21 protein-coding genes are annotated in these 22,169 nt (G+C 54.8%); 10 read left to right on the top strand and 11 right to left on the bottom strand.

All coding sequences use genetic code 11. The annotated features are described in order from the left end of the window. The first annotated feature begins 160 nt into the window (after nt 1-160). Together bepA and arsC are read left to right on the top strand one after the other, a co-directional pair. Nucleotides 161-1,624 (top strand): beta-barrel assembly-enhancing protease, encoded by a 1,464-nt coding sequence (gene bepA, locus P9J57_RS05895; RefSeq protein ID WP_013026698.1) that lies wholly within the window; start codon nt 161-163, stop codon nt 1,622-1,624. 5 nt (nt 1,625-1,629) lie between these two features. Further along, the gene (arsC, locus tag P9J57_RS05890) at nt 1,630-1,977 is read left to right on the top strand and encodes an arsenate reductase (glutaredoxin) (RefSeq protein ID WP_014594291.1); all 348 of its coding nucleotides are present in this window, start codon (nt 1,630-1,632) and stop codon (nt 1,975-1,977) included. Here the strand turns inward: arsC and hda are convergent. From hda to upp, 4 genes are read right to left on the bottom strand one after another with little or no spacing between them, the layout of a single operon-like run. Continuing rightward, nucleotides 1,974-2,750, bottom strand: coding sequence for a DnaA inactivator Hda (gene hda, locus P9J57_RS05885; protein WP_014594292.1), 777 nt, complete (start codon nt 2,748-2,750; stop codon nt 1,974-1,976). The two genes, arsC and hda, sit on opposite strands and share 4 nt — an antisense overlap. A gap of 32 nt (nt 2,751-2,782) precedes the next feature. After that, nucleotides 2,783-4,066, bottom strand: a complete 1,284-nt coding sequence (gene uraA / locus P9J57_RS05880) for a uracil permease (protein ID WP_013026701.1) — start codon at nt 4,064-4,066, stop codon at nt 2,783-2,785. Further along, nucleotides 4,041-4,226, bottom strand: a complete 186-nt coding sequence (locus tag P9J57_RS05875; protein WP_019106067.1) for a hypothetical protein — start codon at nt 4,224-4,226, stop codon at nt 4,041-4,043. The genes uraA and P9J57_RS05875 overlap by 26 nt, the downstream gene beginning before the upstream one ends. Beyond that, nucleotides 4,226-4,852, bottom strand: coding sequence for a uracil phosphoribosyltransferase (gene upp, locus P9J57_RS05870; protein WP_013026702.1), 627 nt, complete (start codon nt 4,850-4,852; stop codon nt 4,226-4,228). The genes P9J57_RS05875 and upp overlap by 1 nt, the downstream gene beginning before the upstream one ends. A 230-nt stretch (nt 4,853-5,082) precedes the next feature. Between upp and purM the strand changes: the two genes are divergently transcribed. Next, nucleotides 5,083-6,123: a phosphoribosylformylglycinamidine cyclo-ligase gene (gene purM / locus P9J57_RS05865; RefSeq protein WP_013026703.1), complete on the top strand. Its 1,041-nt coding sequence runs from the start codon at nt 5,083-5,085 to the stop codon at nt 6,121-6,123. Continuing rightward, on the top strand, nt 6,120-6,758 hold the full coding sequence (gene purN / locus P9J57_RS05860) for a phosphoribosylglycinamide formyltransferase (RefSeq protein WP_013026704.1): 639 nt from the start codon (nt 6,120-6,122) through the stop codon (nt 6,756-6,758). Before purM ends, purN begins: the two co-directional genes overlap by 4 nt. A 29-nt stretch (nt 6,759-6,787) precedes the next feature. Here the strand turns inward: purN and pstB are convergent, their stop codons facing one another. Genes pstB through P9J57_RS05845 form a run of 3 tightly spaced genes read right to left on the bottom strand, consistent with a single transcriptional unit; the run spans nt 6,788 to nt 11,295 of the window. Further along, the gene (pstB, locus tag P9J57_RS05855; RefSeq protein ID WP_013026705.1) at nt 6,788-7,561 is read right to left on the bottom strand and encodes a phosphate ABC transporter ATP-binding protein PstB; all 774 of its coding nucleotides are present in this window, start codon (nt 7,559-7,561) and stop codon (nt 6,788-6,790) included. A 6-nt stretch (nt 7,562-7,567) separates the two neighbouring features. Continuing rightward, on the bottom strand, nt 7,568-9,202 hold the full coding sequence (gene pstA, locus P9J57_RS05850) for a phosphate ABC transporter permease PstA (RefSeq protein WP_483279425.1): 1,635 nt from the start codon (nt 9,200-9,202) through the stop codon (nt 7,568-7,570). Continuing rightward, nucleotides 9,199-11,295 carry an ABC transporter permease subunit gene (locus P9J57_RS05845; RefSeq protein ID WP_483279424.1) on the bottom strand — a complete coding sequence of 699 codons (2,097 nt, stop codon included), beginning with the start codon at nt 11,293-11,295 and terminating at the stop codon, nt 9,199-9,201. The genes pstA and P9J57_RS05845 overlap by 4 nt, the downstream gene beginning before the upstream one ends. Before the next feature lie 154 nt (nt 11,296-11,449). On the opposite strand from P9J57_RS05845, the gene ppk1 reads away from it, so the two are divergent. The 5 genes from ppk1 to mgtE all read left to right on the top strand — a co-directional run bounded on the left by ppk1 (nt 11,450) and on the right by mgtE (nt 17,522). Continuing rightward, entirely contained in the window at nt 11,450-13,510 is a 2,061-nt protein-coding gene (gene ppk1, locus P9J57_RS05840; protein WP_014605285.1) for a polyphosphate kinase 1, read from the top strand. Between the two features lie 5 nt (nt 13,511-13,515). Continuing rightward, a complete protein-coding gene (gene ppx, locus P9J57_RS05835; RefSeq protein ID WP_014594297.1) occupies nt 13,516-15,039 on the top strand; it encodes an exopolyphosphatase in 1,524 nt (507 codons plus the stop codon). 41 nt (nt 15,040-15,080) lie between these two features. Continuing rightward, a complete protein-coding gene (gene tehB / locus P9J57_RS05830) occupies nt 15,081-15,680 on the top strand; it encodes a tellurite resistance methyltransferase TehB (protein WP_033766119.1) in 600 nt (199 codons plus the stop codon). A gap of 98 nt (nt 15,681-15,778) precedes the next feature. Beyond that, nucleotides 15,779-15,964 carry a YfgG family protein gene (locus P9J57_RS05825; protein ID WP_013026711.1) on the top strand — a complete coding sequence of 62 codons (186 nt, stop codon included), beginning with the start codon at nt 15,779-15,781 and terminating at the stop codon, nt 15,962-15,964. A gap of 124 nt (nt 15,965-16,088) precedes the next feature. Next, entirely contained in the window at nt 16,089-17,522 is a 1,434-nt protein-coding gene (mgtE, locus tag P9J57_RS05820) for a magnesium transporter (protein WP_013026712.1), read from the top strand. Here mgtE and P9J57_RS05815 read toward each other — a convergent pair whose 3' ends face one another. Further along, nucleotides 17,523-18,026 carry a helix-turn-helix transcriptional regulator gene (locus tag P9J57_RS05815; protein WP_015699753.1) on the bottom strand — a complete coding sequence of 168 codons (504 nt, stop codon included), beginning with the start codon at nt 18,024-18,026 and terminating at the stop codon, nt 17,523-17,525. Continuing rightward, entirely contained in the window at nt 18,023-18,292 is a 270-nt protein-coding gene (locus P9J57_RS05810; protein ID WP_015699752.1) for a hypothetical protein, read from the bottom strand. Before P9J57_RS05810 ends, P9J57_RS05815 begins: the two co-directional genes overlap by 4 nt. 189 nt (nt 18,293-18,481) lie before the next feature. Here P9J57_RS05810 and P9J57_RS05805 point away from each other — a divergent pair, with 189 nt between their 5' ends. After that, entirely contained in the window at nt 18,482-18,661 is a 180-nt protein-coding gene (locus tag P9J57_RS05805) for a DUF2158 domain-containing protein (RefSeq protein WP_013026715.1), read from the top strand. Between the two features lie 117 nt (nt 18,662-18,778). Here P9J57_RS05805 and P9J57_RS05800 read toward each other — a convergent pair whose 3' ends face one another. Beyond that, nucleotides 18,779-19,552, bottom strand: coding sequence for a DUF3750 domain-containing protein (locus tag P9J57_RS05800; RefSeq protein ID WP_019106071.1), 774 nt, complete (start codon nt 19,550-19,552; stop codon nt 18,779-18,781). A 452-nt stretch (nt 19,553-20,004) separates the two neighbouring features. Beyond that, entirely contained in the window at nt 20,005-21,975 is a 1,971-nt protein-coding gene (locus tag P9J57_RS05795) for a tetratricopeptide repeat protein (RefSeq protein ID WP_128391917.1), read from the bottom strand. Nucleotides 21,976-22,169: the final 194 nt, after the last annotated feature.

The following is a 22,169-nucleotide window of genomic DNA, read 5'->3' as shown; positions in this document are numbered from 1 at the left end:
AAGCCCGGAAGGGGCAATGCGCCAATCCCGGCTACCATAACGCCATTTCATTCTTCCCTGGCTGTGGTTAAGATACGAAGACCGTAGCGCTGTTGATGAAAAAACAGAACATTTCCGCTGCTTACCTGTCCAAATCAGGGATTCATTACAGGATTAAGGCATGTTGAACCGGTTTAAAAAGACGCTGCTTGCTGCGCTACTCCCTGCACTGACGTTATCCGGCCCGTTGACCGCCCGTGCGGATATCAGTGATTCGCTGCCGGATATGGGGACCACGGCAGGATCGACTCTGTCGATTAATCAGGAGCTCCAGATGGGCGACTTCTACGTCCGCCAGCTCCGCGCCAGTGCCCCGCTGATTAACGATCCTTTGCTGAATCAGTACATCAACCAACTTGGGCAGCGGCTGGTTTCGCATGCGGACGCCGTTAAAACGCCCTTCCACTTTTTCCTGATTCAGAACGATGAGCTCAACGCCTTCGCCTTCTTTGGTGGCAACGTGGTGTTGCATGCGGCCCTGTTCCGTTTTACGGATAACGAAAGCCAGCTGGCCTCAGTCATGGCCCATGAAATCTCCCACGTCACGCAGCGCCATCTGGCGCGGGCAATGGAAGATCAAAAACGTAATGCCCCGCTCACCTGGGTGGGCGCGCTGGGTTCAATTTTACTGGCGATGGCCAGCCCACAAATGGGCATGGCCGCATTGACCGGTACGCTGGCCGGCACCCAACAGGGGATTATCAGCTTTACCCAAAATAATGAACAGGAAGCCGATCGCATCGGTATTCAGGTGTTACAGCGCGCCGGTTTTGACCCGCAAGCCATGCCTAACTTCCTGCAAAAACTGGCCGATCAGAGCCGCTTTTCTTCGAAGCCTCCGGAAATCCTGTTAACCCATCCCCTGCCTGACAGCCGTCTTGCCGATGCGCGCAACCGTGCAAACCAGATGCGTCCGGTGGTGGTGCAGTCGTCTCAAGACTTTTATCTGGCCAAAGTGCGGTCATTAGGCATGTATTCGACTGGCCGTAACCAGTTAACGGACGAACTGCTTACGCAATATGCTAACGGTAATTCCCGCGAACAGCTGGCCTCGCAGTACGGTAAAGCCGTGCAGTTCCTGCAGGCTAAAAGCTTTGGTGAGGCGAAAAGGATCGTGGCACCGTTACTGGCGAAACAACCTGAAAATGTCTGGCTGCTGGACCTGATGACTGACATTGACATCGGCCTGAATCAACCGCAGCAGGCGATAGCGATGCTGACCGCGACCCAGGCCTCAAAAACCAGCCCGGTCGTCCAGTTGAACCTCGCTAATGCCTATGTGGAAGCGAAACAGCCGGCGAACGCCAGCCGCATTCTCAACCGCTATACCTGGACTCATAAAGACGATACCAACGGATGGGATCTGCTGGCCCAGGCTTCCGCGCAGCAGGGGCTGACAGATGAGGAGCTCTTTGCCCGCGCCGAAAGTCTGGCGCTGAGCGGCCAGCTGGATCAGGCCATTAGCGCCCTAAGCCGGGCCAGTTCACTGGTGCCGCTCGGCAGCCTGAAACAGGCCCGTTACGATGCCCGCATCGACCAGCTACGCCAGCTCCAGCAACGCTTTAAGCAGTATCAACGAGGATAAACAGTATGGTGACCTTTTATCATAATCCACGCTGCAGCAAGAGCCGGGAAACCCTGGCGCTGCTAGCAGAGCGCGGCATCGCCCCGGAGATCGTGCACTATCTGGACACGCCGCCGGATCGCCAGACGTTACAGATCCTGCTGCAAAAGCTGGATATGCAAAGTGCCCGTGAGTTAATGCGTCGTAAGGATCCGCTTTATGCGGCGCTGGGGCTGGATCGGCCTGACATCGGGGAAAGCGCGTTGCTGGACGCGCTGCTGGAAAATCCCAAACTGATTGAGCGACCGATTGTGATCAACGGCGATCGCGCCCGCCTGGGACGTCCGCCAGAAGCGGTACTGGAAATCCTTTAGAGGCCAAGGGTTTCTTTTACGAAGGGAATCGTCAGCTTACGCTGGGCGCTAATGGATGCGCTGTCGAGACGATCCAACGTATCAAACAGCGTGCGCATTTCTCGGTCAAGGCGCTTTAGCAAAAAGCGCCCGACGTCTTCAGGCAGTTCAAATCCCCGCAGTCCGGCGCGCAGCTGTAAAGCCTGCAGTTTATCCTCATCGGAGAGCGGCTGTAGACGATAAATCTGCCCCCAGTCGAGGCGCGATGCCAGATCGGGCAGATGCAGATTGAGCTGACGCGGTGGACGATCGCCGGTAATAAACAACCGGGTATTGCCGGTTTCCAGAATGCGGTTATAAAGATCGAAAATCGCCATTTCCCAGGCCTCTTCTCCCGCAATGCACTGAATATTATCGATGCAAACCAGTGGCAGTTGCTCCATGCCTTCCAGCACGTCCGGGACAAACCAGGTGCGTTTATCGAGCGGCACATAGCCCACGGCTTCGCCGCGTGCAGACATTTCAGCGCAGGCGGCATGCAGCAGATGGCTGCGACCGCCCCCTTCACGAGACCAGAAATAAAGATAGCTGCCATGTTGCTGGCTAAGCGCACCCTTAATCGCGGCAATAAGCGAGGGGTTTTCACCCGGCCAGAAGCTGGCGAAGGTTTCGTCGTCAGGTAAATAGAGTGGCAATGACAATTGTGCCGGCGTGTTCAGAAGCACCTCAGCAAGAGAACAAGCAAAAATCGGGGCAAGTCTATCATAGTTTTCGGCCAGAGATGAATCGGGCATCCCTGCCCGACTTTTGACCGCTGACGGTGGGATTACGACTCGCGGTTGTCTTCCGCATCCAGAATCACTTCTTCTGGACGCAGGAGGGAAATGACGCGAAAAATTAAGGCCAGCGCAACGCCGACCAGCGTGGCCAGCGCCATGCCTTTCAGCTCGGCAGCCCCGATATGTACTTTCGCCCCGCTGACGCCAATAATCAGGATAACGGAGGTCAGAATCAGGTTTTGCGCTTTGTTGTAATCCACTTTGGACTCAATCAGGACACGGATACCTGACGCGCCGATAACGCCATACAGCAGCAGGGATACGCCGCCCATCACCGGCACCGGAATCGCCTGAATAGCGGCCGCCAGTTTGCCGACGCAGGAGAGTAAAATCGCGAAAATGGCCGCGCCGCCAATCACCCAGGTACTGTAAACGCGGGTAATCGCCATGACGCCAATGTTTTCGCCGTATGTCGTGTTCGGGGTGGATCCAAAGAACCCGGAAATGACCGTCGATAAGCCATTGGCGAACATGGAACGATGCAGTCCGGGATCGCGCACCAGATCTCTTTTAACGATATTCGCCGTCACGACCAGGTGGCCCACATGCTCAGCAATGACCACCAGAGCGGCGGGCAGAATGGTCAACATGGCAATCCATTCAAAGCGCGGCGTATAAAACGTCGGTAAGGCAAACCAGTGCGCCTGTTCAACGCCGCTCCAGTCCACGATGCCCATGAAGGCGGAAAGCGCGTAACCGGCCAGCACACCGATCAGGATAGGAATGATCGCCATAAATCCACGGAACAAAACCGATCCAAAAACGGTAACCGCCAGGGTCACCAGCGAAATCAACACGGTTGTGCCGTTTGGCGACTGGCCTTCGGCTGGAAGCAGCCCCGCCATATTCGCGGCCACGCCAGCCAGTTCCAGACCAATGACGGCAACGATGGCCCCCATTGCTGCTGGCGGAAACATCACGTCCAGCCAGCCTGTTCCGGCTTTTTTAACGATCAGCGCGACAAGGCAGAACAACACGCCACACAGAATAAAACCGCCCAGCGCTACTTCATAACCCAGCGGCAGCAGGAGCAACACGGGTGAAATAAAGGCAAAGCTGGAACCCAGATAGGCGGGGATTTTTCCCTTACAAATAAACAGGTACAGCAGCGTACCGATACCGTTAAACAGCAATACCGTCGCCGGATTGATGTGGAACAGAATTGGCACTAACACGGTGGCGCCAAACATGGCGAACAGATGCTGCAGGCTGAGCGGAATCGTTTGCAGTAATGGCGGCCGTTCGCTAACGCCGATAGCGCGACGAGTCATTAAAAGTCCCCTTGAGTGAGTGGTCTGTTTTCAGGCAAAAAAAAGCCGACTCTCTGGTCGGCTGGTTCATTTCTTTATGTGTTACAACAGAAAAAAGCGGCTCGGCCTGCTGCTGCAGGCTGAAAACAGCGTGATGCATGGCGCCGCGGATTTTCATCATTACTTGGTGCCGAAGATTTTATCACCGGCATCACCCAGGCCTGGGATGATATAACCCTTGTCGTTAAGCCCCTGATCCACAGAAGCGGTGTAAAGCTCCACATCCGGATGCGCTTTTTCCAGCGCGGCAATCCCTTCAGGTGCCGCAACCAGCACCAGCACTTTGATACTGCTGCAGCCCGCTTTCTTTAACAGGTCTATCGTGGCAATCATTGAGCCGCCCGTGGCCAGCATGGGGTCAACCACCAGTGCCAGGCGCTCTTCGATATTCGAAACCAGTTTCTGGAAGTAAGGCACCGGCTCCAGCGTTTCTTCATCACGGTAGACGCCAACAACGCTGATGCGCGCGCTGGGTACGTGCTCCAGTACGCCTTCCATCATGCCCAGACCGGCACGCAGAATAGGCACGACGGTGATTTTTTTACCTTTGATTTGATCAACCTGAACCGGGCCATTCCAGCCCTCAATGGTGACCTTTTCGGTTTCCAGATCGGCGGTCGCTTCATACGTCAGCAGACTGCCGACTTCAGAGGCCAGCTCGCGGAAACGCTTTGTACTGATATCATGCTCACGCATCAGTCCCAGTTTATGTTTGACCAGCGGGTGTTTGACTTCCACGATCTTCATTGTTGTTCTCCCGGAGTGAGTTGAGCTAAAAAAAAATCGCGGGATTATACCGCCTTTTCGCCGCAGTGCCACATGTGCTTGCGCAATCAGAGGCATTTTGTCATGGCAAAGTAAGGATTGATGAAAATCGCCGGGGACGCAATCTGAGACTCGCAAACGTTTGCCTGCGCTGGTAGAATTGCCGCGCTTTATATTAAACCACCAACCGCAACTCGCGTGGGGACCTCGCAGTGACCGACAAGACCTCTCTCAGTTACAAAGACGCCGGTGTTGATATTGATGCTGGTAACGCTCTGGTTGACCGTATTAAAGGCGTAGTGAAAAAGACGCGTCGCCCGGAAGTCATGGGTGGACTAGGCGGCTTCGGTGCGCTTTGTGCGCTGCCGCAAAAATACCGTGAACCCGTGCTGGTCTCCGGCACCGACGGCGTAGGCACCAAACTGCGTCTGGCGATGGATCTTAAGCGCCACGATGCTATCGGCATTGATCTGGTCGCGATGTGTGTCAACGATCTGGTGGTACAAGGCGCTGAACCGCTCTTCTTCCTGGATTACTACGCCACCGGCAAACTGGATGTGGATACCGCGTCGGCGGTCATCACCGGTATCGCCGAGGGTTGCCTGCAGTCAGGCTGTGCACTGGTGGGCGGCGAAACGGCCGAAATGCCGGGCATGTATCATGGCGAAGACTACGACGTGGCCGGCTTCTGCGTTGGCGTCGTTGAGAAATCAGAAATCATTGACGGCAGCAAAGTGCAGGACGGCGATGTCCTGATCGCATTAGGCTCCAGCGGCCCGCACTCCAATGGTTATTCTCTGGTGCGCAAAATTCTGGAAGTCAGCGGGACCGATCCGCAGGTTGAGCAGCTCGAAGGCAAACCGCTGGCCGATCATTTGCTGGAACCTACCCGCATTTATGTCAAAAACATTCTGAGCCTGATCGAACAGGTCGATGTGCATGCTATCGCGCATCTTACCGGCGGCGGCTTCTGGGAAAACATTCCACGCGTGCTGCCCGATAACACCCAGGCCGTGATTGACGAAAAAAGCTGGGAATGGCCGGCTGTGTTTAGCTGGATGCAGCAGGCTGGTAACGTCAGCCGTCACGAAATGTACCGTACGTTCAACTGTGGCGTGGGTATGCTGATTGCCCTGAGCCCTGCCGACGCGGATAAAGCCGTTGAACTAATGCGCGCCGCCGGTGAAAATGCCTGGAAAATCGGCGTGATTAAGGCATCAGAAGCGGAAGAGCGTGTGGTCATCACGTCATGAAAAAGCTGGTTGTGCTGATCTCCGGCAACGGAAGTAATCTTCAGTCCATCCTTGACGCCTGTGCAAACGGGCGTATTCACGGCAGCGTCGCTGCCGTGTTCAGTAATAAAGCCTCCGCCTATGGCTTAGTCCGCGCAGAGCGGGCAGGCATTCCGGCTATTGCCCTGGACGCCCGTGACTTTAGCGACCGTGAAAGTTTTGATCGCCAGCTTATGCGTGAGATCGACGCCTGTGCGCCGGATGTTGTGGTGCTGGCAGGATATATGCGCATTTTAAGCCCGGGTTTTGTGGCGCATTATCACGACCGACTGCTGAATATTCACCCGTCGCTCCTGCCCAAATATCCCGGACTGCATACTCACCGCCAGGCCCTGGAAAATGGCGATGCGGAGCATGGCACGTCAGTGCATTTCGTAACGGATGAACTGGACGGTGGTCCGGTGATTCTGCAGGCCAAGGTGCCCGTTTTTGCCGAAGACAGCGAAGCGGACATTACCGAGCGCGTGCAACATCAGGAACATGCCATCTATCCGCTGGTGATTAACTGGTTTGTTGAAGGCCGCCTGGCCATGCGTGAGGGAAAGGCCTGGCTGGATGGTAAGCCGTTACCGCTTCAGGGCTACGCCCACGAGTAACAGGCAGGGAGCCAGGCTCCCTGCCCTTTTCAGCCATAGCGTCCGGTGATGTAATCTTCCGTCCGGCGCACCTTCGGCGTCGTGAAAATCTTGTCTGTTGTGTCGAACTCCACCAGCGATCCCTGATGCATAAAGGCCGTGTAATCCGACACACGTGAGGCCTGCTGCATATTATGGGTCACCAGCACCAGCGTGAAGTGCTGTTTCAGGGTGCTCATCAGTTCTTCGATCACCAGCGTTGAAATCGGGTCCAGCGCCGACGTCGGCTCATCCAGTAACAGCACGTCCGGCTCAATCGCAATGGCGCGGGCGATAACCAGCCTCTGCTGCTGCCCCGTGGAGAGCGTCAGGGCATTCTGTGCCAGCTGATCTTTCACTTCTCCCCATAACGCCGCCGCACGGAGTGCGCGTTCACAGGCCTCATTCAGTACCCGCTTGTCGCGCACGCCCTGCAAGCGCAATCCGTACACCACGTTTTCGTAGACCGACTTCGGAAAAGGATTGGGCCGCTGGAAAACCATACCGACCCGGCGACGCAGCGCAGAGACATCCTGGGCAGGCCGCATGATCGACTGCTGCTCCAGAAGAATCTCGCCGTCGATGCGGCAGTTATCGATCACGTCATTCATACGATTAAAGCAGCGCAGCAACGTTGATTTGCCGCAGCCGGACGGCCCAATCAGGGCGGTAATACGGTTTTTGGGTAGCTGCAGCGAGACATCCTGAAGCACCTGGCGCTCACCATACCAGAGCGAAAGGTGATCAACGGTTAGCGCAATATCAGTTTCGGGCATTGTAGTCATCGTCAGTTATTGAGTCATCAGGCGATAGCGTTCACGCAGACGGTGACGCAGGCCCATGGCTAGCAGGTTCAGCAACAGAATAATGAGCACCAGCAGCAGCGCCGTGGCAAACACCAGCGGCCGGTCGGCTTCGGTATTGGGGCTTTGAAAGGCTAAATCATAAATCTGAAAGCCCAGATGCATAAATTTTCTGTCGAGGTGCAGATAGGGAAACACCGCATCAACCGGCAATTCCGGTACCATTTTTACCACGCCGACCAGCATCAATGGCGCGGTTTCGCCCGCGGCGCGCGCTACCGCCAGAATCAGCCCGGTTAACATCGCCGGAACCGCCATCGGCAGCACCACGTTCCATAAGGTTTCGGCCTGCGTCGCCCCGAGCGCCAGCGATCCCTGTCTCAGGCTGTTCGGTATGCGGGATAAGCCCTCTTCCGTTGCCACGATCACCACCGGCAGGGTCAGCAGGGCCAACGTGAGCGATGCCCAGAGCAAGCCCGGCGTGCCGAAGGTGGGATTCGGCAGCGCGCTGCTGTAGAACAGCCGATCGACCGAACCGCCCACCAGCCAGACAAAGAAGCCCAGTCCGAACACACCATAGACAATGGATGGTACGCCCGCCAGGTTCACCACCGCGATGCGTACCAGTCGGGTCAAGGCATTGCGTCCGGCATATTCATGCAGCCAGACGGCTGCAATCACCCCCAACGGCATAACAACCACGGACATCAGCAGCACCATCAGAACCGTGCCGAAGATGGCGGGGAAAACGCCAAAATCGCTTTCGCCCTCGGCAGGCGAATCACTGACGAAGCGCCACAGTTGGTGGAAAAAGTGCCCTGTTTTTTCTGTCAACGTCATGGCATTGGGTTGCCAGGCCGCCACGATCTGCGACAGCGGGATACTGTGCTCGATACCGTTAACGTCACGCAGAATTAAGGCGTCACGCTGACTTTCCTCTTGCAGATTGTTCAGCCTGTCATTGAGCTGAATAAGCCGACGCTCAAGTGCAGCCTGATTGGCGTCATATTCTGACTGCGCCTGCAAATCAAACTGCTTTGCCTCACGCTGCTGTTCAGCCTGATCGTCTAGCTGATCCAGTTGCTGATTCAGCCGGGCCATATCAACACGACGGATTTCGTTGGCCTGACGTACCAGAATCTGCACCTGTTCAAGGCGCTGCTGTAAAAGTGCATTGATGTTTTTGGCCGTCAGCGCTTCATTGTCTTCGCGCAGGCCCACAAGCCAGCCGTAAGCATTGCCGTAACTGCGGCGCTGTAACACCATGATGGCCTCAGGCTGGCTGACTGCCGGTGTATTCTTGCTGAGCGCAATACGAAAATCCGGTGCGGCCCAGTCACGGTTGCCGGTTTTAATCAAATAGCGATGCAGCGTCGCGTGCGGGTCATCTGCATTGCCAGCCGGGGCCGGATACTGTGACTGCCGCTCAAGGGTTTCACCCAGCAGCCGGGTGTGACTGCCGTCAGGCTGCGTAAAGGTATAGAGCTCAACCTTATGAGGCCAAAAGGTACGCAGCCCCTGCCATCCCAGCAATCCTATCAATAAGGTAAACGCCAACAGGCACACCGTCACGGCCCCGGCCGTTAACCAGCGCCAGCGGTCGTTTTGTCGCATCACCGTCATGCCTGCTCCTTGTACTGACTAAAGCGATGGCGCAGGCGCTGCCGGATGAGTTCTGCCAGGGTATTAATCATTAACGTAAATATCAGCAATAAAAACGCACTCAGGAACAAAATTCGGTAATGGGCGCTGCCCACGGCCGCTTCAGGCATCTCGATCGCGATGTTGGCGGAAAGCGTACGCAGGCCGCTGAACAAGCCGCCTTCACTTTGCGGCGTATTACCCGTCGCCATTAATAAAATCATGGTTTCGCCGACCGCCCTGCCAAAGCCAATCATCAAGGCGGCAAAAATCCCCGCCGACGCGCCCGGCAGCACAACTCGCGTCAGGGTTTGCCAGGGCGTGGCACCCAGCGCCAGCGAGCCTTGTCCCAGCGAAGCCGGCACGCTAAACAGGGCATCCTCAGCCAGGGTAAAAATTAACGGTACCAGCGCAAACCCCATCGCCAGCGCCGCCACCAACAGGTTACGTTGCGCGTAATGCGGTAGCCAGTCCCCGGCATCGGGTACGATCAAGGTCGGCAACCCTAACGTCAGCAGAGTGACACTCAGCAGCACAGGCAGAAGCAACAACACCTCTCGTCCTGGCTGGTGCCAGCGCTCAGGCAGGCGACGGCTCACTACGCCACAGCCGAGCAGGCTGCCGGCAAGCGTCACGGGCAGCAGCAGCACGCCCACTAACGCCTGGCCTACGTGCGGCGCTAACCATAATCCGGCGATCAGTCCGATCACCACGCTGGGCAGCGCCCCCATCATCTCAATGGCGGGCTTAACCCAACGACGCAGGCCCGGTGCCATAAACCACGCGGTATACATCGCGGCGGCCAGCGCCAGCGGCGTGGCAAACAGCAGAGCCATACTGGCCGCTTTCAGCGTGCCCACGACCATTGGGATCAGGCTGAATTTCGCCTGGTAGCTGTCTCCAGCATTGGTGGATTGCCAGACCCAGTCGGCCTTGGGATAGTTTTCATACCAGATTTTTTGCCAGAAATTACGCCAGGTCACATCCGGCCAGGGATTCGTCAGCTTCAGCGTTTCCCAGCCTGACTGCCGCTCCAGCAGCAGGCTGTCACCACGGGGGGAGAATTGGGCCTGAAGAATACCAGCGGCCAGTTGCCGTTGCAGGATAGGCCCGTTCTGTTTACTGGCAAACACCTTCAGCATGCCGGTCTGATCAACCGTGGCAAACACCCGTCGCTGTGGCTCACCGATCATCGTGGCCTGTCCGGCGCTGTGCTCAAAGGTCCGGATGCGGTGTAAGCGCAGGCCGTGTTGACCCGCTATGGAGAACCACTGAGAAATGCCGCTGTCATCCTGGATCAGCAGGCTTTGCCCGCCAGCCAGTAACAGCAACTGCCGGGGCGGCTGAGCCAGCGTCTGCGTTTCGCGCAGCCAGGCTCGCCCGTCATCAATTTGCCAGACCTGCAGCAGGTTACCTTCGGTGGTATACAGCAGGTCGCCTTTGGGTGACAGTAACAGATGCTGAGGTTGCTGGGCCGGCAGCGTAATCAGCGACGCCTGCTGGTTGGTGCCCAGCGTCAGTAGGTTTACTCCGGACTCACCGGAGGCGGCGATGCGCCACTGGTCAGGGCTAATCGTGGCCAGCGCCATCTTTTTTATTCCGCCCTGTGGCAGGCGAAACACCTTATCGCCCAATGGGAAATGCCATTCGCCTTCGCCCTGGCTTATCACCGGTTGCAGCAGGGTTAAACTGCCCTGGGCATTAAGCAGCAACGTCTTGTCGTCTGCGCTGGTTACTATCTGCTCCGGCACGGGCGAAAGCCCTAATGCCGGAGCTGCCGGTTGTCCGTTCAGCGGAATAAAGCGCGCCCTTCCATCGCGGCTGATGCGCCAGCCTACGTCGCCCAGATTGCCTATCGCCAGAGCCGGTGCCGAATCCCACAGACGTTGGCTGCTGACGCTTTGCACGCCCGGCGCGCTGAATAACGGCAGGACCACCCAAAGCAACCAAAAGAACAACAGCATCATCAGTAGCAGAATGGCCGCTCCGCAACACGTGACGAGGCGCCGCGTGAAACGGTCAATAGCACGACGTCGGCGATCGCTAAACTGCACAGGAATATGGTTTACGCTCATGCGGCCCTGGTTATGCGGCGGAAATGAGTCGCTATGTTGCCCGTAGCTGGTTGATAAGACAACTTTTGCTGTTGGACAACCCTGCCATACTCTCGCCATAATGCTGTTGGATACTGTATCGTCGTCAGTCCTGCAACCGTCATACGGAGTGAGAATGGGTCAGGTAAAGCTTTATATCGAAAAAGAAATGAGCTGGTTGTGCTTCAACGAACGTGTTTTGCAGGAAGCGGCAGATAAAGGTAATCCGCTGATTGAACGTATGCGTTTTTTAGGTATTTACTCGAACAACCTCGACGAATTTTACAAGGTACGTTTTGCCGATCTGAAACGCCGTATCCTGATTGGCGAAGAGCAAGGCTCCGCCAGCACGCCACGCCATTTGTTAAAAAAGATTCAACAGCGCGTCCTGAAGTCAGATCAGGAATTTGACGCCCTGTATAACGACCTGCTGCTGGAGATGGCGCGTAATCAAATATTCCTGATAAACGAACGTCAGCTGTCACCTAACCAGCAAAGCTGGCTGCGCCACTACTTTAAGCATGAGCTGCGTCAGCACATCACGCCGATTTTGATTACTCATGAAACCGATTTAACCGAGTTTCTGAAAGACGATTACACCTACCTGGCGGTTGAAATTATTCGCGGTCAGGATATTCAGTACGCCCTGCTGGAAATTCCATCGGATAAAGTGCCACGCTTCATCAATCTGCCAGCCGAACCTCCCCGTCGCCGTAAGCCTATGATCCTGCTTGATAACATCCTGCGGTATTGTCTGGATGATATTTTTAAAGGTTTCTATGACTACGACACGCTCAACGCCTATTCGATGAAAATGACGCGTGATGCGGAGTACGACCTGGTGACAGAAATGGAATCCAGCCTGCTGGAACTGATGTCATCCAGCCTGAAACAGCGTCTGACCGCTGAACCGGTGCGTTTTGTTTATCAGCGCGACATGCCGGATTCGATGGTGGCGCTACTGTGCGACAAGCTGTCGATTTCAAATTACGACTCCGTGTTGGCGGGGGGGCGCTACCACAACTTTAAAGATTTTATCGGCTTCCCTAACGTCGGGAAGAACAACCTGATTAACCGGCCGATGCCGCAAATCCGCCATATTGGCTTTGACGGTTTCCGCAACGGTTTCGATGCCATTCGTAATCGCGACGTGCTGCTTTACTATCCGTACCACACCTTCGAGCATGTTCTTGAACTGTTACGTCAGGCGTCATTCGACCCGAGCGTGCTGGCGATCAAAATCAATATTTACCGCGTCGCCAAGCATTCGCGCATTATGGATGCGATGATTCATGCCGCCTATAACGGGAAAAAAGTGACCGTTGTAGTCGAGCTGCAGGCCCGTTTCGACGAAGAAGCCAATATTTACTGGGCAAAACGCCTGACGGAAGCCGGTGTACACGTTATTTTCTCCGCGCCCGGGCTGAAGATTCACGCCAAGCTGTTTTTGATTTCCCGCCGGGAAGGCGAGGAGATCGTGCGCTACGCCCACATCGGTACGGGTAACTTCAATGAAAAAACGGCACGCCTTTACACGGACTATTCCCTGTTAACCGCCGATGCGCGTATCACCAATGAAGTGCGCCGGGTCTTCAACTTTATTGAAAATCCCTATCGCCCGGTGACCTTTGACCATTTAATGGTTTCTCCGCAAAACTCGCGTCGCATGTTGTATGATTTGATCGATAACGAAATCGCCAACGCGCAGCAAAAACGCCCCAGTGGGATTACGCTGAAAATTAACAACCTGGTGGACAAAGGGCTGGTAGACAGGCTTTATACCGCATCCAGCGTTGGCGTAAATGTTAATTTACTGGTGCGCGGAATGTGCTCATTGATTCCAGACTTGCCCGGGATCAGTGAAAACATTCGTGTGATCAGTATTGTTGACCGCTTCCTGGAACACGACCGCGTATACATTTTTGAAAACGGTGGTGATAAGAAAGTGTTTCTCTCGTCCGCGGACTGGATGACGCGTAACATTGATTATCGCATCGAAGTGGCCGTGGCGATCCTTGATCCACAGATAAAGCAGCGCATCCTGGACATTATTGCTATTCAGCTTAGCGACACCGTTAAAGCACGTGTTGTGGATAAAGAGCTGACTAACCAGTACGTTCAGCGCGGTAATCGTCGTAAAGTACGGTCGCAGATGGCCATTTATGATTACATTAAGAAGCTGGAACAACCTGAATAACGCCTATGCCTATCTCCCAAAAAAGTACGCCGAAACCTCAAGAGTTTGCGGCAATTGACCTTGGCTCCAACAGTTTCCACATGGTAATTGCCCGCGTGGTGGATGGCGCTTTGCAGGTTCTGGGGCGTCTGAAGCAACGGGTACATCTGGCCGATGGGCTGGATGCCAAAAATTACCTGAGCGAAGAGGCGATGGAACGCGGGCTGAACTGCCTGGCGCTGTTTGCTGAACGTCTGCAGGGCTTTAACGCCAGCAACGTGACGATCGTGGGCACACATACGTTACGGCAGGCGGTGAATGCCGAAACCTTTTTGCAGCGCGCGGCTGACGTTATTCCTTACCCGATTGAGGTGATTTCCGGTCACGAAGAAGCGCGCCTGATTTTTATGGGCGTTGAACATACGCAGCCGGAAAAAGGCCGCAAGCTGGTCATCGACATCGGTGGCGGTTCAACGGAATTAGTGATCGGTGAAGATTTTGAGCCGCAGCTGGTAGAAAGCCGTCGCATGGGCTGCGTGAGTTTTGCCCAGCTTTATTTTCCCGGCGGTGAAATCAGCGTTGAGAACTTTCGTCGCGCCCGCCTGGCCGCCACGCAGAAGCTGGAAACGCTGGCCTGGCAGTACCGTCTGCACGGCTGGCAATATGCGCTGGGCGCGTCTGGCACCATCAAAGCCGCCTGTGAGGTGCTGCTGGCGATGGGTGAGAAAGAGAAGCTGATTACCCCTGAGCGCCTGACGAAACTGTATGACGAAGTCATTAAGCACAAGTCATTTGCTGCGCTGAGCCTGCCGGGCCTGTCTGAGGAGCGTAAAAGCGTGTTCGTTCCGGGCCTGGCCATTCTCTGCGGCGTCTTTGACGCGCTGGCTATCCGTGAACTGACGCTGAGTGATGGCGCACTTCGTGAAGGTGTGCTGTACGAAATGGAAGGCCGTTTCCGCCATCGAGATATTCGCAGCCGTACGGCTCAGAGCCTGGCGAATCACTACGCCATCGACAGCGATCAGGCTCGACGCGTACTGGAGACGACGGAACAGCTCTATCTGCAGTGGCGCGATCAAAATCCCAAACTGGCGAATCCGCAGTTGGCTGCGCTACTGAAATGGGCTGCCATGTTGCATGAGGTGGGGCTGACCATTAATCACAGTGGTTTACAGCGCCATTCAGCCTATATCCTGCAGAACACCAACCTGCCAGGCTTTAATCAGGATCAGCAAATGCTGCTGGCGGCGCTGGTCAGATTTCACCGTAAAGCGGTGAAGGTAGATGAGCTGCCGCGCGTGACGCTGTTTAAGAAGAAGCAGTTTTTGCCCCTTATCTTTCTGCTTCGTCTGGGGACCTTGCTGAATAACCAGCGCCAGGCCACGACTCGCCCGGACGCGTTAAAACTCACCTGCGATGACGGCCACTGGACGCTCACTTTTCCGGCAGGCTATTTCAGTCAGAATAACCTGGTGCAACTCGACCTGGAGCGTGAGCAAACCTACTGGGATGAAGTAACCGGCTGGAAACTGATTCTCGCAGAAGCCTGATCGTGCGGGCACTGACTGCCCGCATCACCGAACCGATGACGATGACATTACGAACTGAACATTATTTTGCCGATACCTACGGCTTAACGCCCACCCATTCTGAAGTGGTTGACGCCTTGCCTAAGCTTACGCCCGGCAAAGCGCTTGACCTGGGATGCGGGAGCGGGCGCAACACGCTGTTTCTGAATCAACATGGATTCGAAGTGACTGCCTGGGACCATAATCCGGCAAGCCTGGCACGCCTGAATCAGATTATTACCGCCGAAGGGCTGACCGGCATTCATACGGCGCAGCAGGATTTAAACCAGGTGCGTTTCAACGGTGCGTACCAGCTGGCGATCTCTACGGTGGTGATGATGTTTTTACAGCCGGAAACTATCCCCCAGCTGATTGCCGATATGCAGGCCTGCACCGTGAAAAATGGCTTCAACCTGATTGTTGCCGCTATGAATACCGAGGATGCACCCTGTCCGTCTGACTTCCCTTTTGCCTTTAAATCCGGCGAGTTAAGTCATTACTATCGCAACTGGCACATCGTGAAGTACAACGAAAACTGGGGTCAGTTACACCGCAAAGATGAAAATGGCAACCGGATAAACTGCCGGTTTGCGACGCTCCTGGCGCAGAAAGCCAGTTATTAACATTGTTGTATTTTTTTTAAACAGCGGTTGATTTCAGCGGGCGACTGTGACTAAATATTGCTGTCGCCCGTCTTGGGTTTTTACAGGAATTACACTGCGTGAACAGCGCCCTTTCTCCACGAAGACGTAAAAAAAGCGTCAGCATGACGCGGATTGTTTTACTCATCAGTTTTATCATTCTGTTTAGTCGCCTCGTCTTTATCCTGCCCGCGGCTTTCGAGCATCATCAGCAAAAACAAACCGACTCGCCTCCGGCGATCACCACGCTTTCTGACAGCCGTTAATCATAAGATGTCATAACCTGATTAATCGACGCGCGATCCCCTGCATCAGCGCCATTTTTTACATCCCTTTTTCGGTCAAAACGCTACACTTCGTGCAAGTGCTTTCAGACTATAGGGATGCAATGTGTCTGCCTCACACACTCAACGTTTAAGTGAAATTCGTCATCGTATTCTGACGCTGCTGCTCAATGAGCACGATCTGGTGGATGAATTGCTGGATAAAGCCAGCCATCTCACCGCTGAGCAGCAACGTGAAAATGCGATAAATCGTGAAATTCTGCAGCAAGACATCAGCCAGCTTCACGCCGCTGACCTTGCCGATATTCTTGAAGCCTTGCCTGAAGAAGCGCGTCTGGCACTCTGGAGCCTGGTACCGGGTGAGAAACGCGGTCATGTGCTGGTTGAAGCCTCTGAAACCGTCTGGGACAGCCTGACCGAAGAGATGAGCGATCGCGCCATCCTGCAGGCTATGGAACCCCTGGACATTGACGATCAGGCCTGGCTGGTACGTTACCTGCCACGCGACCTCACCGGACGCCTGCTGACCTCGCTTGAGCCTAACCTGCGCGCCCGCATCCTGAGCGTGATGCAGTTCGACCGGGATCGCGTGGGCCGGATTATGGACTTCAATATCCTCACGGTGCGCGAGGATGTGACCTTAGCCACAGTGCAACGCTTTTTGCGGAAAGGCAAAAGCATGCCGGACGGTACAGACAAAATCTTTATCACCAATGAAAACAACCAACTGCTGGGCGAACTGCTGTTAACCGCTATTCTGCTGAACAAACCCAAGACCATGGTGAGCGACGTGATGAATTCGCATCCCACCACGTTTCAGCTTGATGATAAAGCCGAAGATGCAGCCAGTGCCTTTGAACGTTACAACCTGATCTCAGCGGCGGTCACTGACGCGCAGGGTAAACTCATCGGCCGCATCACCATTGAAGATGTTGTTGATCTGGTTAACAAAGAGAACGAAAGCAATATCCGAAAAATGGGTGGGATCAGTCAGGAAGAAGATGTTTTCGCGCCAGTGCGCAAATCCGTGCGCAACCGCTGGGCATGGCTGGCAATCAATTTGTGTACGGCATTTATTGCCTCACGCGTCATTGGTCTGTTTGAAGGCACTATCTCGCAGATTGTCGCCCTTGCTACGCTCATGCCGATTATTGCCGGGATAGGTGGGAACACCGGTAATCAGACCATCACCATGATTGTTCGCGCCCTGGCCCTGCATCAGGTTGAGCCGGGGAACTTTTCGTTCCTGTTTATGCGTGAACTCGGCGTCGCTTTGATTAACGGCCTGTTCTGGGGCGCCATTATGGGCGGAGTGACCTGGCTCATGTACGATAACATGGCGCTGGGCGGCGTCATGATGCTGGCGATGGTGCTGAATCTCCTGCTGGCTGCGGTTATGGGTGTCATGGTGCCGCTGGTCATGACGAAAATGAAACGCGATCCCGCCGTGGGCTCAAGCGTCTTGATTACCGCCATCACCGATACTGGTGGTTTCTTTATTTTTCTGGGCCTGGCGACAATCTTTCTGATACCACACTGATCACGAATGTTGATAACCGTAGCGCTGCAGGGATCCCATCACGTTAAGCCGACGCGTCACCTGTGCCAGCTCGCAGGTGACCGCAGGCAGTTGGTAGTGATTACGCTGTGCCAGCCACTCCAGCACATCGGCTAAATGCCAGATGGCCGTTTTGCCATCGTGAACCGGTAGCGGAAACTGTTTGCTGTGCGTGACCATCAGTTTCCGCATGTTCTGACGGGATACGCCGATAAGATCGGCGACATCGGTTAAGCCGACAAAGTCAGGTGCGGCTTCAACCATGACTGCGCCCGGAATGGCAGACTGCACATCCTCTATCGCACTGCCGAGTGCGTGACTCGCCGAGTCGGCGTGGCGCGTAAACTCCAGTGCCAGCTTACCTGCCATACCGGCACCGACCAGCGCGTCGTCGCATCCTGCCTCCGCCAGTTTTTCCAGTAATGCGTCGATGGATTTGGCTGATTCAGGCAGTTCAAACCGCAGGGTGAAATGATAGTCCGTCATAATCCTTCCCTCTTTTTCCACTCACGGGTGGCGATACAGTTGTCTACCACGCGCCGCAGCGCTTTGGCATGGTTTTGCGCGCTTTTCGGGGTGCGCCAGATACAGGTCAGACAGTATTCACCACAGCGGCACGCCGACAGATTTGCCGGGCAGTACATTTTGCCCCATGCGTGATGGCCCTTAGCAACCACCAGCCACCCATGGAACTCTGCGTAACATAATGCGGCTTCAATCTCTTTGCTGGGATGTCGCTTTCTGTCCACCATGGTGCATATCATTCCTTGTTTTTAATGAGTTGTCAACTGACAACTCATTTATGCTTAATGCGGTAGATGAGCAGCATGGGGGTTGTCGGGCAGCAGGTAAAACAGGTTGCGGCTAAAATGGAAAAGGTTACGCAAAAAAGTGTCAGTCTGGCGTGATGGACTAAAATCAATACTCACAACGGAGGAAATATGTTTAAAACTGATGACCTGGTACAATCGAAAACGGGCGGCCCCAAAATGGTGGTGCTACGTGCCGAAGGAGAAACGCTGTGGTGCGCTCGCGTGGACGATGCCACTCAAAAAGAAATCGAAGTTAACGCGGACAGCGTAAATCTCTACCATGAAGATGGCGATTTTGGCGTCTGTTAAAACGGATGATGTGACTCAGGCAGACCGTAACGGTTAAGACAACCCGAAGTGGGGTTACGCGGCAACCCAACACTCGGGTAACCTGTTTCGCCTGCCGCGTCATCCACCAAACGGCTGTCAGATTTTATTTTCCTGCAGATTATTTTTTCCTAAACCGCCAATAAAAGGCAGTCTTAGCCGAAACGGCGCAAAGCCTATCCCCGCGCTCAGTCCCAAAAGATTCACTTCAACCCCTTCTTCCGCCCCCAGCGTAATGCCCGCGACGCCAAGTATTGATACCTGAACCCCACGACCTGACGGCGGCAAGCCCACGGGGCGCCATAATGGCCGGTAGTCTTTTCCCAGGGCGTTGGCAGGCAGATCAAGCTTGAGATCCGGCACATTGCGACCAATGTGCGCCATAAAGGTATTACTGTTCGGCCCGGGCCAGGCGCGATAGGTGGTGGGCCAGGGGTAGGATTTTATGGCGGCTTCAATCTGCGGGATCAGCTTTTGCGCATCCGGGCCACGATGCTCGACCAACAGCCGCGGTTTTGCCCCGTACCAGTAGCCGTCAGGCAACGATGAATTACGTCTTACCTTATCGCCGCTCCCCCAGCTAATGACTTCGTAACGTGTATAGCGGCTTTCACCTGCACGTTTAAAGATAATCCACGGGTGCACCGCGATAGCGCCTTTCCAGCCGTATGTCGGTGCGGCATAGACCTGAACGATGGCCTGACTGGCGTTGGCCTGTGGATCGGGCGCGACACCAGCCGAATCCCTTCGGGCCGTTGCCCAGCCACCCTGGCCGGTAGCGTTGTTGCCATGAGTGGCTTGTGTCAGGCTGGCCGCAAGCGACAGCAAAATCACGGTGAGAAAACAGAGACTGAAGATTTTCAGAGGCAGCATCGCGGTTCCTGCAGGTAAAAGATAAGGGATGATTTTGCAATGAAATAGAAGGTTTGTATTCACTAACTATGCTGCGATGTCATCGCAATATTTGCTCACGCTGGTGAGTGGCTGCAGACGCAACGCCCGCCATCACGCAACGTCAAGGGGCCGTGATGGCTGTCACCACCAGTATGCTAAGAGGCGGGCTATACGCAGAATCAGCCAGCCTGAAACCCGCCTCGACTCAGGCTCAGGAAGCAAGCAGGGATACTCGCCGCGCGCATTCAGCGCGCGACCGGTCTGGGCTGCCCTCTGCTTTGCGGTCAGTACAGAAGGCGTCAGAGCCAATCCCGAAGGCACGCGAAGCCTGCACTTCACCCATGCTCGAAGCAGATAACAGATCCCAGATGCATTTCATGCCTGGCTATTTCAACAACAGCATAGGTTATCTTGAACCCGCCGTCTGAAAACTAGCCTGTTATCGCCTTTTCCGCTACACGTTGCAACCACGCTTCATAGCGCTGCTGCGCCTCCGGCGCGACAGGTTGGCTGCGTGAGTTTATCTCACCTTCGATGCCAAATATTTTCCACATCAGCGGCGCGAGTCCTGCAATCACGCTGCTTTGACTGCTCTCCATTCTCAGCAATTCCAGGCTGGATGTTTGGTAGCCCGGCAGTGCCTCCGAGTGATAATCGAAAGCTTTGCCCAACCCGGAAAGATAAATGATTTTAGCGGCAGTCAGAGATGGCCAGTGACGGAGAATATTCAGCGGCCAGTCCAACATGGCGCGCTCATTCCAGACCTCCGAATACGGAACCTGTTGGTTAGCCAGCAACGTCAGCATTAACGATTGCCCCAGCCCGGTCAGATAGACAGGCAACGCGTCAGCCGGAGGACGTTGATAAAAGGCATCCAGTGGTTGTTCACGCTTCAGGCCGGCCTGCATCAGTAATTTTTGCTCCAACGCCTGCATCACGTTGCCTAACCCGGCATCCGTTACCTCTTCAGTTTCAGTCGACTGTTTACTGCGCGTGTTACAGTTCCACAGCGACAACGCAATCTGCCAACGACGCTGTTCGCCCTCGCCAGTGCAGCCAATTTCCCCCGTCACCACATACTTCATGTCAGGCGGCAGGATCTCATAAATATCCTCACCCACCATCGGTTGGCCAGTGAGAACAGGACCGTGGCCCTCCGCCATCAGAAAATAGGTGCACGCCGCATAATCACTCCAGTAATGTACGGCTTCAGCGAGATAGAGCGGAATCGCGCGCGACAGTCGGCCAAGCTCATCTTCGCGCTGTATGCCCTGGGCTGCGGTGCCATCCGGTATTTTTGATAACGCAAAGAAACCGATCTTCGCTGTCTCTTCAGATTTTTGGTTAAACAGCCAGTCGGCTTTGCATAAGCCGTAATGCCAAATGGGCTGCGTAACGGATAACGTTGTGATTTTCACATCATCAGGCGCCACCTGCTGAACGGGTTCCGTTTGGCGGCGTTTCTCTTCAAACGCTTGTCTGTAATAATCAAGATGCTGCTTGATCGGGGCAAAATTGAGTGCATACAGCTGGTTAAGAAGCGTGAGCCCCTGATCCGTCTGCCCCAACTCAAGATAAGCCTGCAATAAATTGATACCGGCCATAGGATCGTGCTTTTGAACATCGTAATGGGGCGCAACCAGCGAAATCAGAAGCGGAATCTCGCCATTTTTCCCCAGGTCGCCAGAGATCATATACAGCGCCTCAGCATCGTACCGTCCACCCGACAGCACCTCTTCATAAAGTCCACGAGCCTTGTCGGTTTCGTTATGCTCCAGATAAAAACGGGCCATCCAGAGCTGTGCTCGCCAGCTTCCCGGCATCGCGGCAACGCTGCGCAATCCCTCAATGTAAGCATCCTCGCCTCCGTGCTCGCGCTGAATGCTCACCCACCAGAGTAAGCCGTTATCCAGGTTCGGATCGGTTTGAATAGCCTGCAAGAGCGTGTCATCTGCCCGTTTGTCCTCACCGCGCTCGGCAAAGACTTTCGCCAGATTGGTGAGTAAGGTTCCTGTCGCGCCTGATTTATCCATTCCCTCTCGCAGGGTTTGTTCTGCCGCATCCAGGTGGCCGGTTTCCATCAGTACAATGCCGTGGAGGGTATGACTTCGTTCAGGATTACGGTCAATATCCACCAGGCGCTCCGCTGCCGCAACCAGATCGGAAGCAAAGGCGTCTTTCAACCCCATCAGAATCGCGGTGTACAACGCGTCCGCATCATCCCACTTCTTTTCCAGATCCGGCAGAAAGACCTTCTCACGCCATTCATTGCGTGCAATGTGCATTTCCTGTCCATGAGCATCGTAAGCAACAATCATCTCCCGTTCTTGAGCGGGCTCGTCTGGTGCGGTATCGGCGGGTTGGTTTTTATTGCGCAGAGAAGAGAGAAGACGCTTAAACATGGTTAATTCAGTCCTTGAGTTTGAGTCATCAAAAAGCCTGATTGCCCGTCGCTATCATGCCGTGAAATGGACACACACAGGCTGTTTTACAAGCTGACAGCGTTGCGGTTCAGAGATGAGTGTAGCGCTCAAAAAAACAACTGGCACGAAATTGATTAACCCACGGGTAAATCGTAAAAAATGCCATCCAATAC

The organism is Pantoea sp. nfd-35 (assembly GCF_056892255.1).
The sequence above is the reverse complement of the archived record's forward strand: the minus strand, read 5'-3'. Positions and strand labels throughout refer to the sequence as shown.

What these genes read in the sequence shown, in the direction of transcription:
- ppx (WP_014594297.1), top strand. Translation starts at nt 13,516, where the DNA reads ATGCCTATCTCCCAAAAAAGTACGCCGAAACCTCAAGAGTTTGCGGCA.
- tehB (WP_033766119.1), top strand. Translation starts at nt 15,081, where the DNA reads ATGACATTACGAACTGAACATTATTTTGCCGATACCTACGGCTTAACG.
- pstA (WP_483279425.1), bottom strand. Translation starts at nt 9,202, where the DNA reads ATGACGGTGATGCGACAAAACGACCGCTGGCGCTGGTTAACGGCCGGG.
- ppk1 (WP_014605285.1), top strand. Translation starts at nt 11,450, where the DNA reads ATGGGTCAGGTAAAGCTTTATATCGAAAAAGAAATGAGCTGGTTGTGC.
- hda (WP_014594292.1), bottom strand. Translation starts at nt 2,750, where the DNA reads ATGCCCGATTCATCTCTGGCCGAAAACTATGATAGACTTGCCCCGATT.
- bepA (WP_013026698.1), top strand. Translation starts at nt 161, where the DNA reads ATGTTGAACCGGTTTAAAAAGACGCTGCTTGCTGCGCTACTCCCTGCA.
- arsC (WP_014594291.1), top strand. Translation starts at nt 1,630, where the DNA reads ATGGTGACCTTTTATCATAATCCACGCTGCAGCAAGAGCCGGGAAACC.
- P9J57_RS05845 (WP_483279424.1), bottom strand. Translation starts at nt 11,295, where the DNA reads ATGAGCGTAAACCATATTCCTGTGCAGTTTAGCGATCGCCGACGTCGT.
- P9J57_RS05805 (WP_013026715.1), top strand. Translation starts at nt 18,482, where the DNA reads ATGTTTAAAACTGATGACCTGGTACAATCGAAAACGGGCGGCCCCAAA.
- pstB (WP_013026705.1), bottom strand. Translation starts at nt 7,561, where the DNA reads ATGACTACAATGCCCGAAACTGATATTGCGCTAACCGTTGATCACCTT.
- purN (WP_013026704.1), top strand. Translation starts at nt 6,120, where the DNA reads ATGAAAAAGCTGGTTGTGCTGATCTCCGGCAACGGAAGTAATCTTCAG.
- uraA (WP_013026701.1), bottom strand. Translation starts at nt 4,066, where the DNA reads ATGACTCGTCGCGCTATCGGCGTTAGCGAACGGCCGCCATTACTGCAA.
- P9J57_RS05875 (WP_019106067.1), bottom strand. Translation starts at nt 4,226, where the DNA reads ATGATGAAAATCCGCGGCGCCATGCATCACGCTGTTTTCAGCCTGCAG.
- P9J57_RS05795 (WP_128391917.1), bottom strand. Translation starts at nt 21,975, where the DNA reads ATGTTTAAGCGTCTTCTCTCTTCTCTGCGCAATAAAAACCAACCCGCC.
- P9J57_RS05810 (WP_015699752.1), bottom strand. Translation starts at nt 18,292, where the DNA reads ATGGTGGACAGAAAGCGACATCCCAGCAAAGAGATTGAAGCCGCATTA.
- P9J57_RS05800 (WP_019106071.1), bottom strand. Translation starts at nt 19,552, where the DNA reads ATGCTGCCTCTGAAAATCTTCAGTCTCTGTTTTCTCACCGTGATTTTG.
- upp (WP_013026702.1), bottom strand. Translation starts at nt 4,852, where the DNA reads ATGAAGATCGTGGAAGTCAAACACCCGCTGGTCAAACATAAACTGGGA.
- P9J57_RS05815 (WP_015699753.1), bottom strand. Translation starts at nt 18,026, where the DNA reads ATGACGGACTATCATTTCACCCTGCGGTTTGAACTGCCTGAATCAGCC.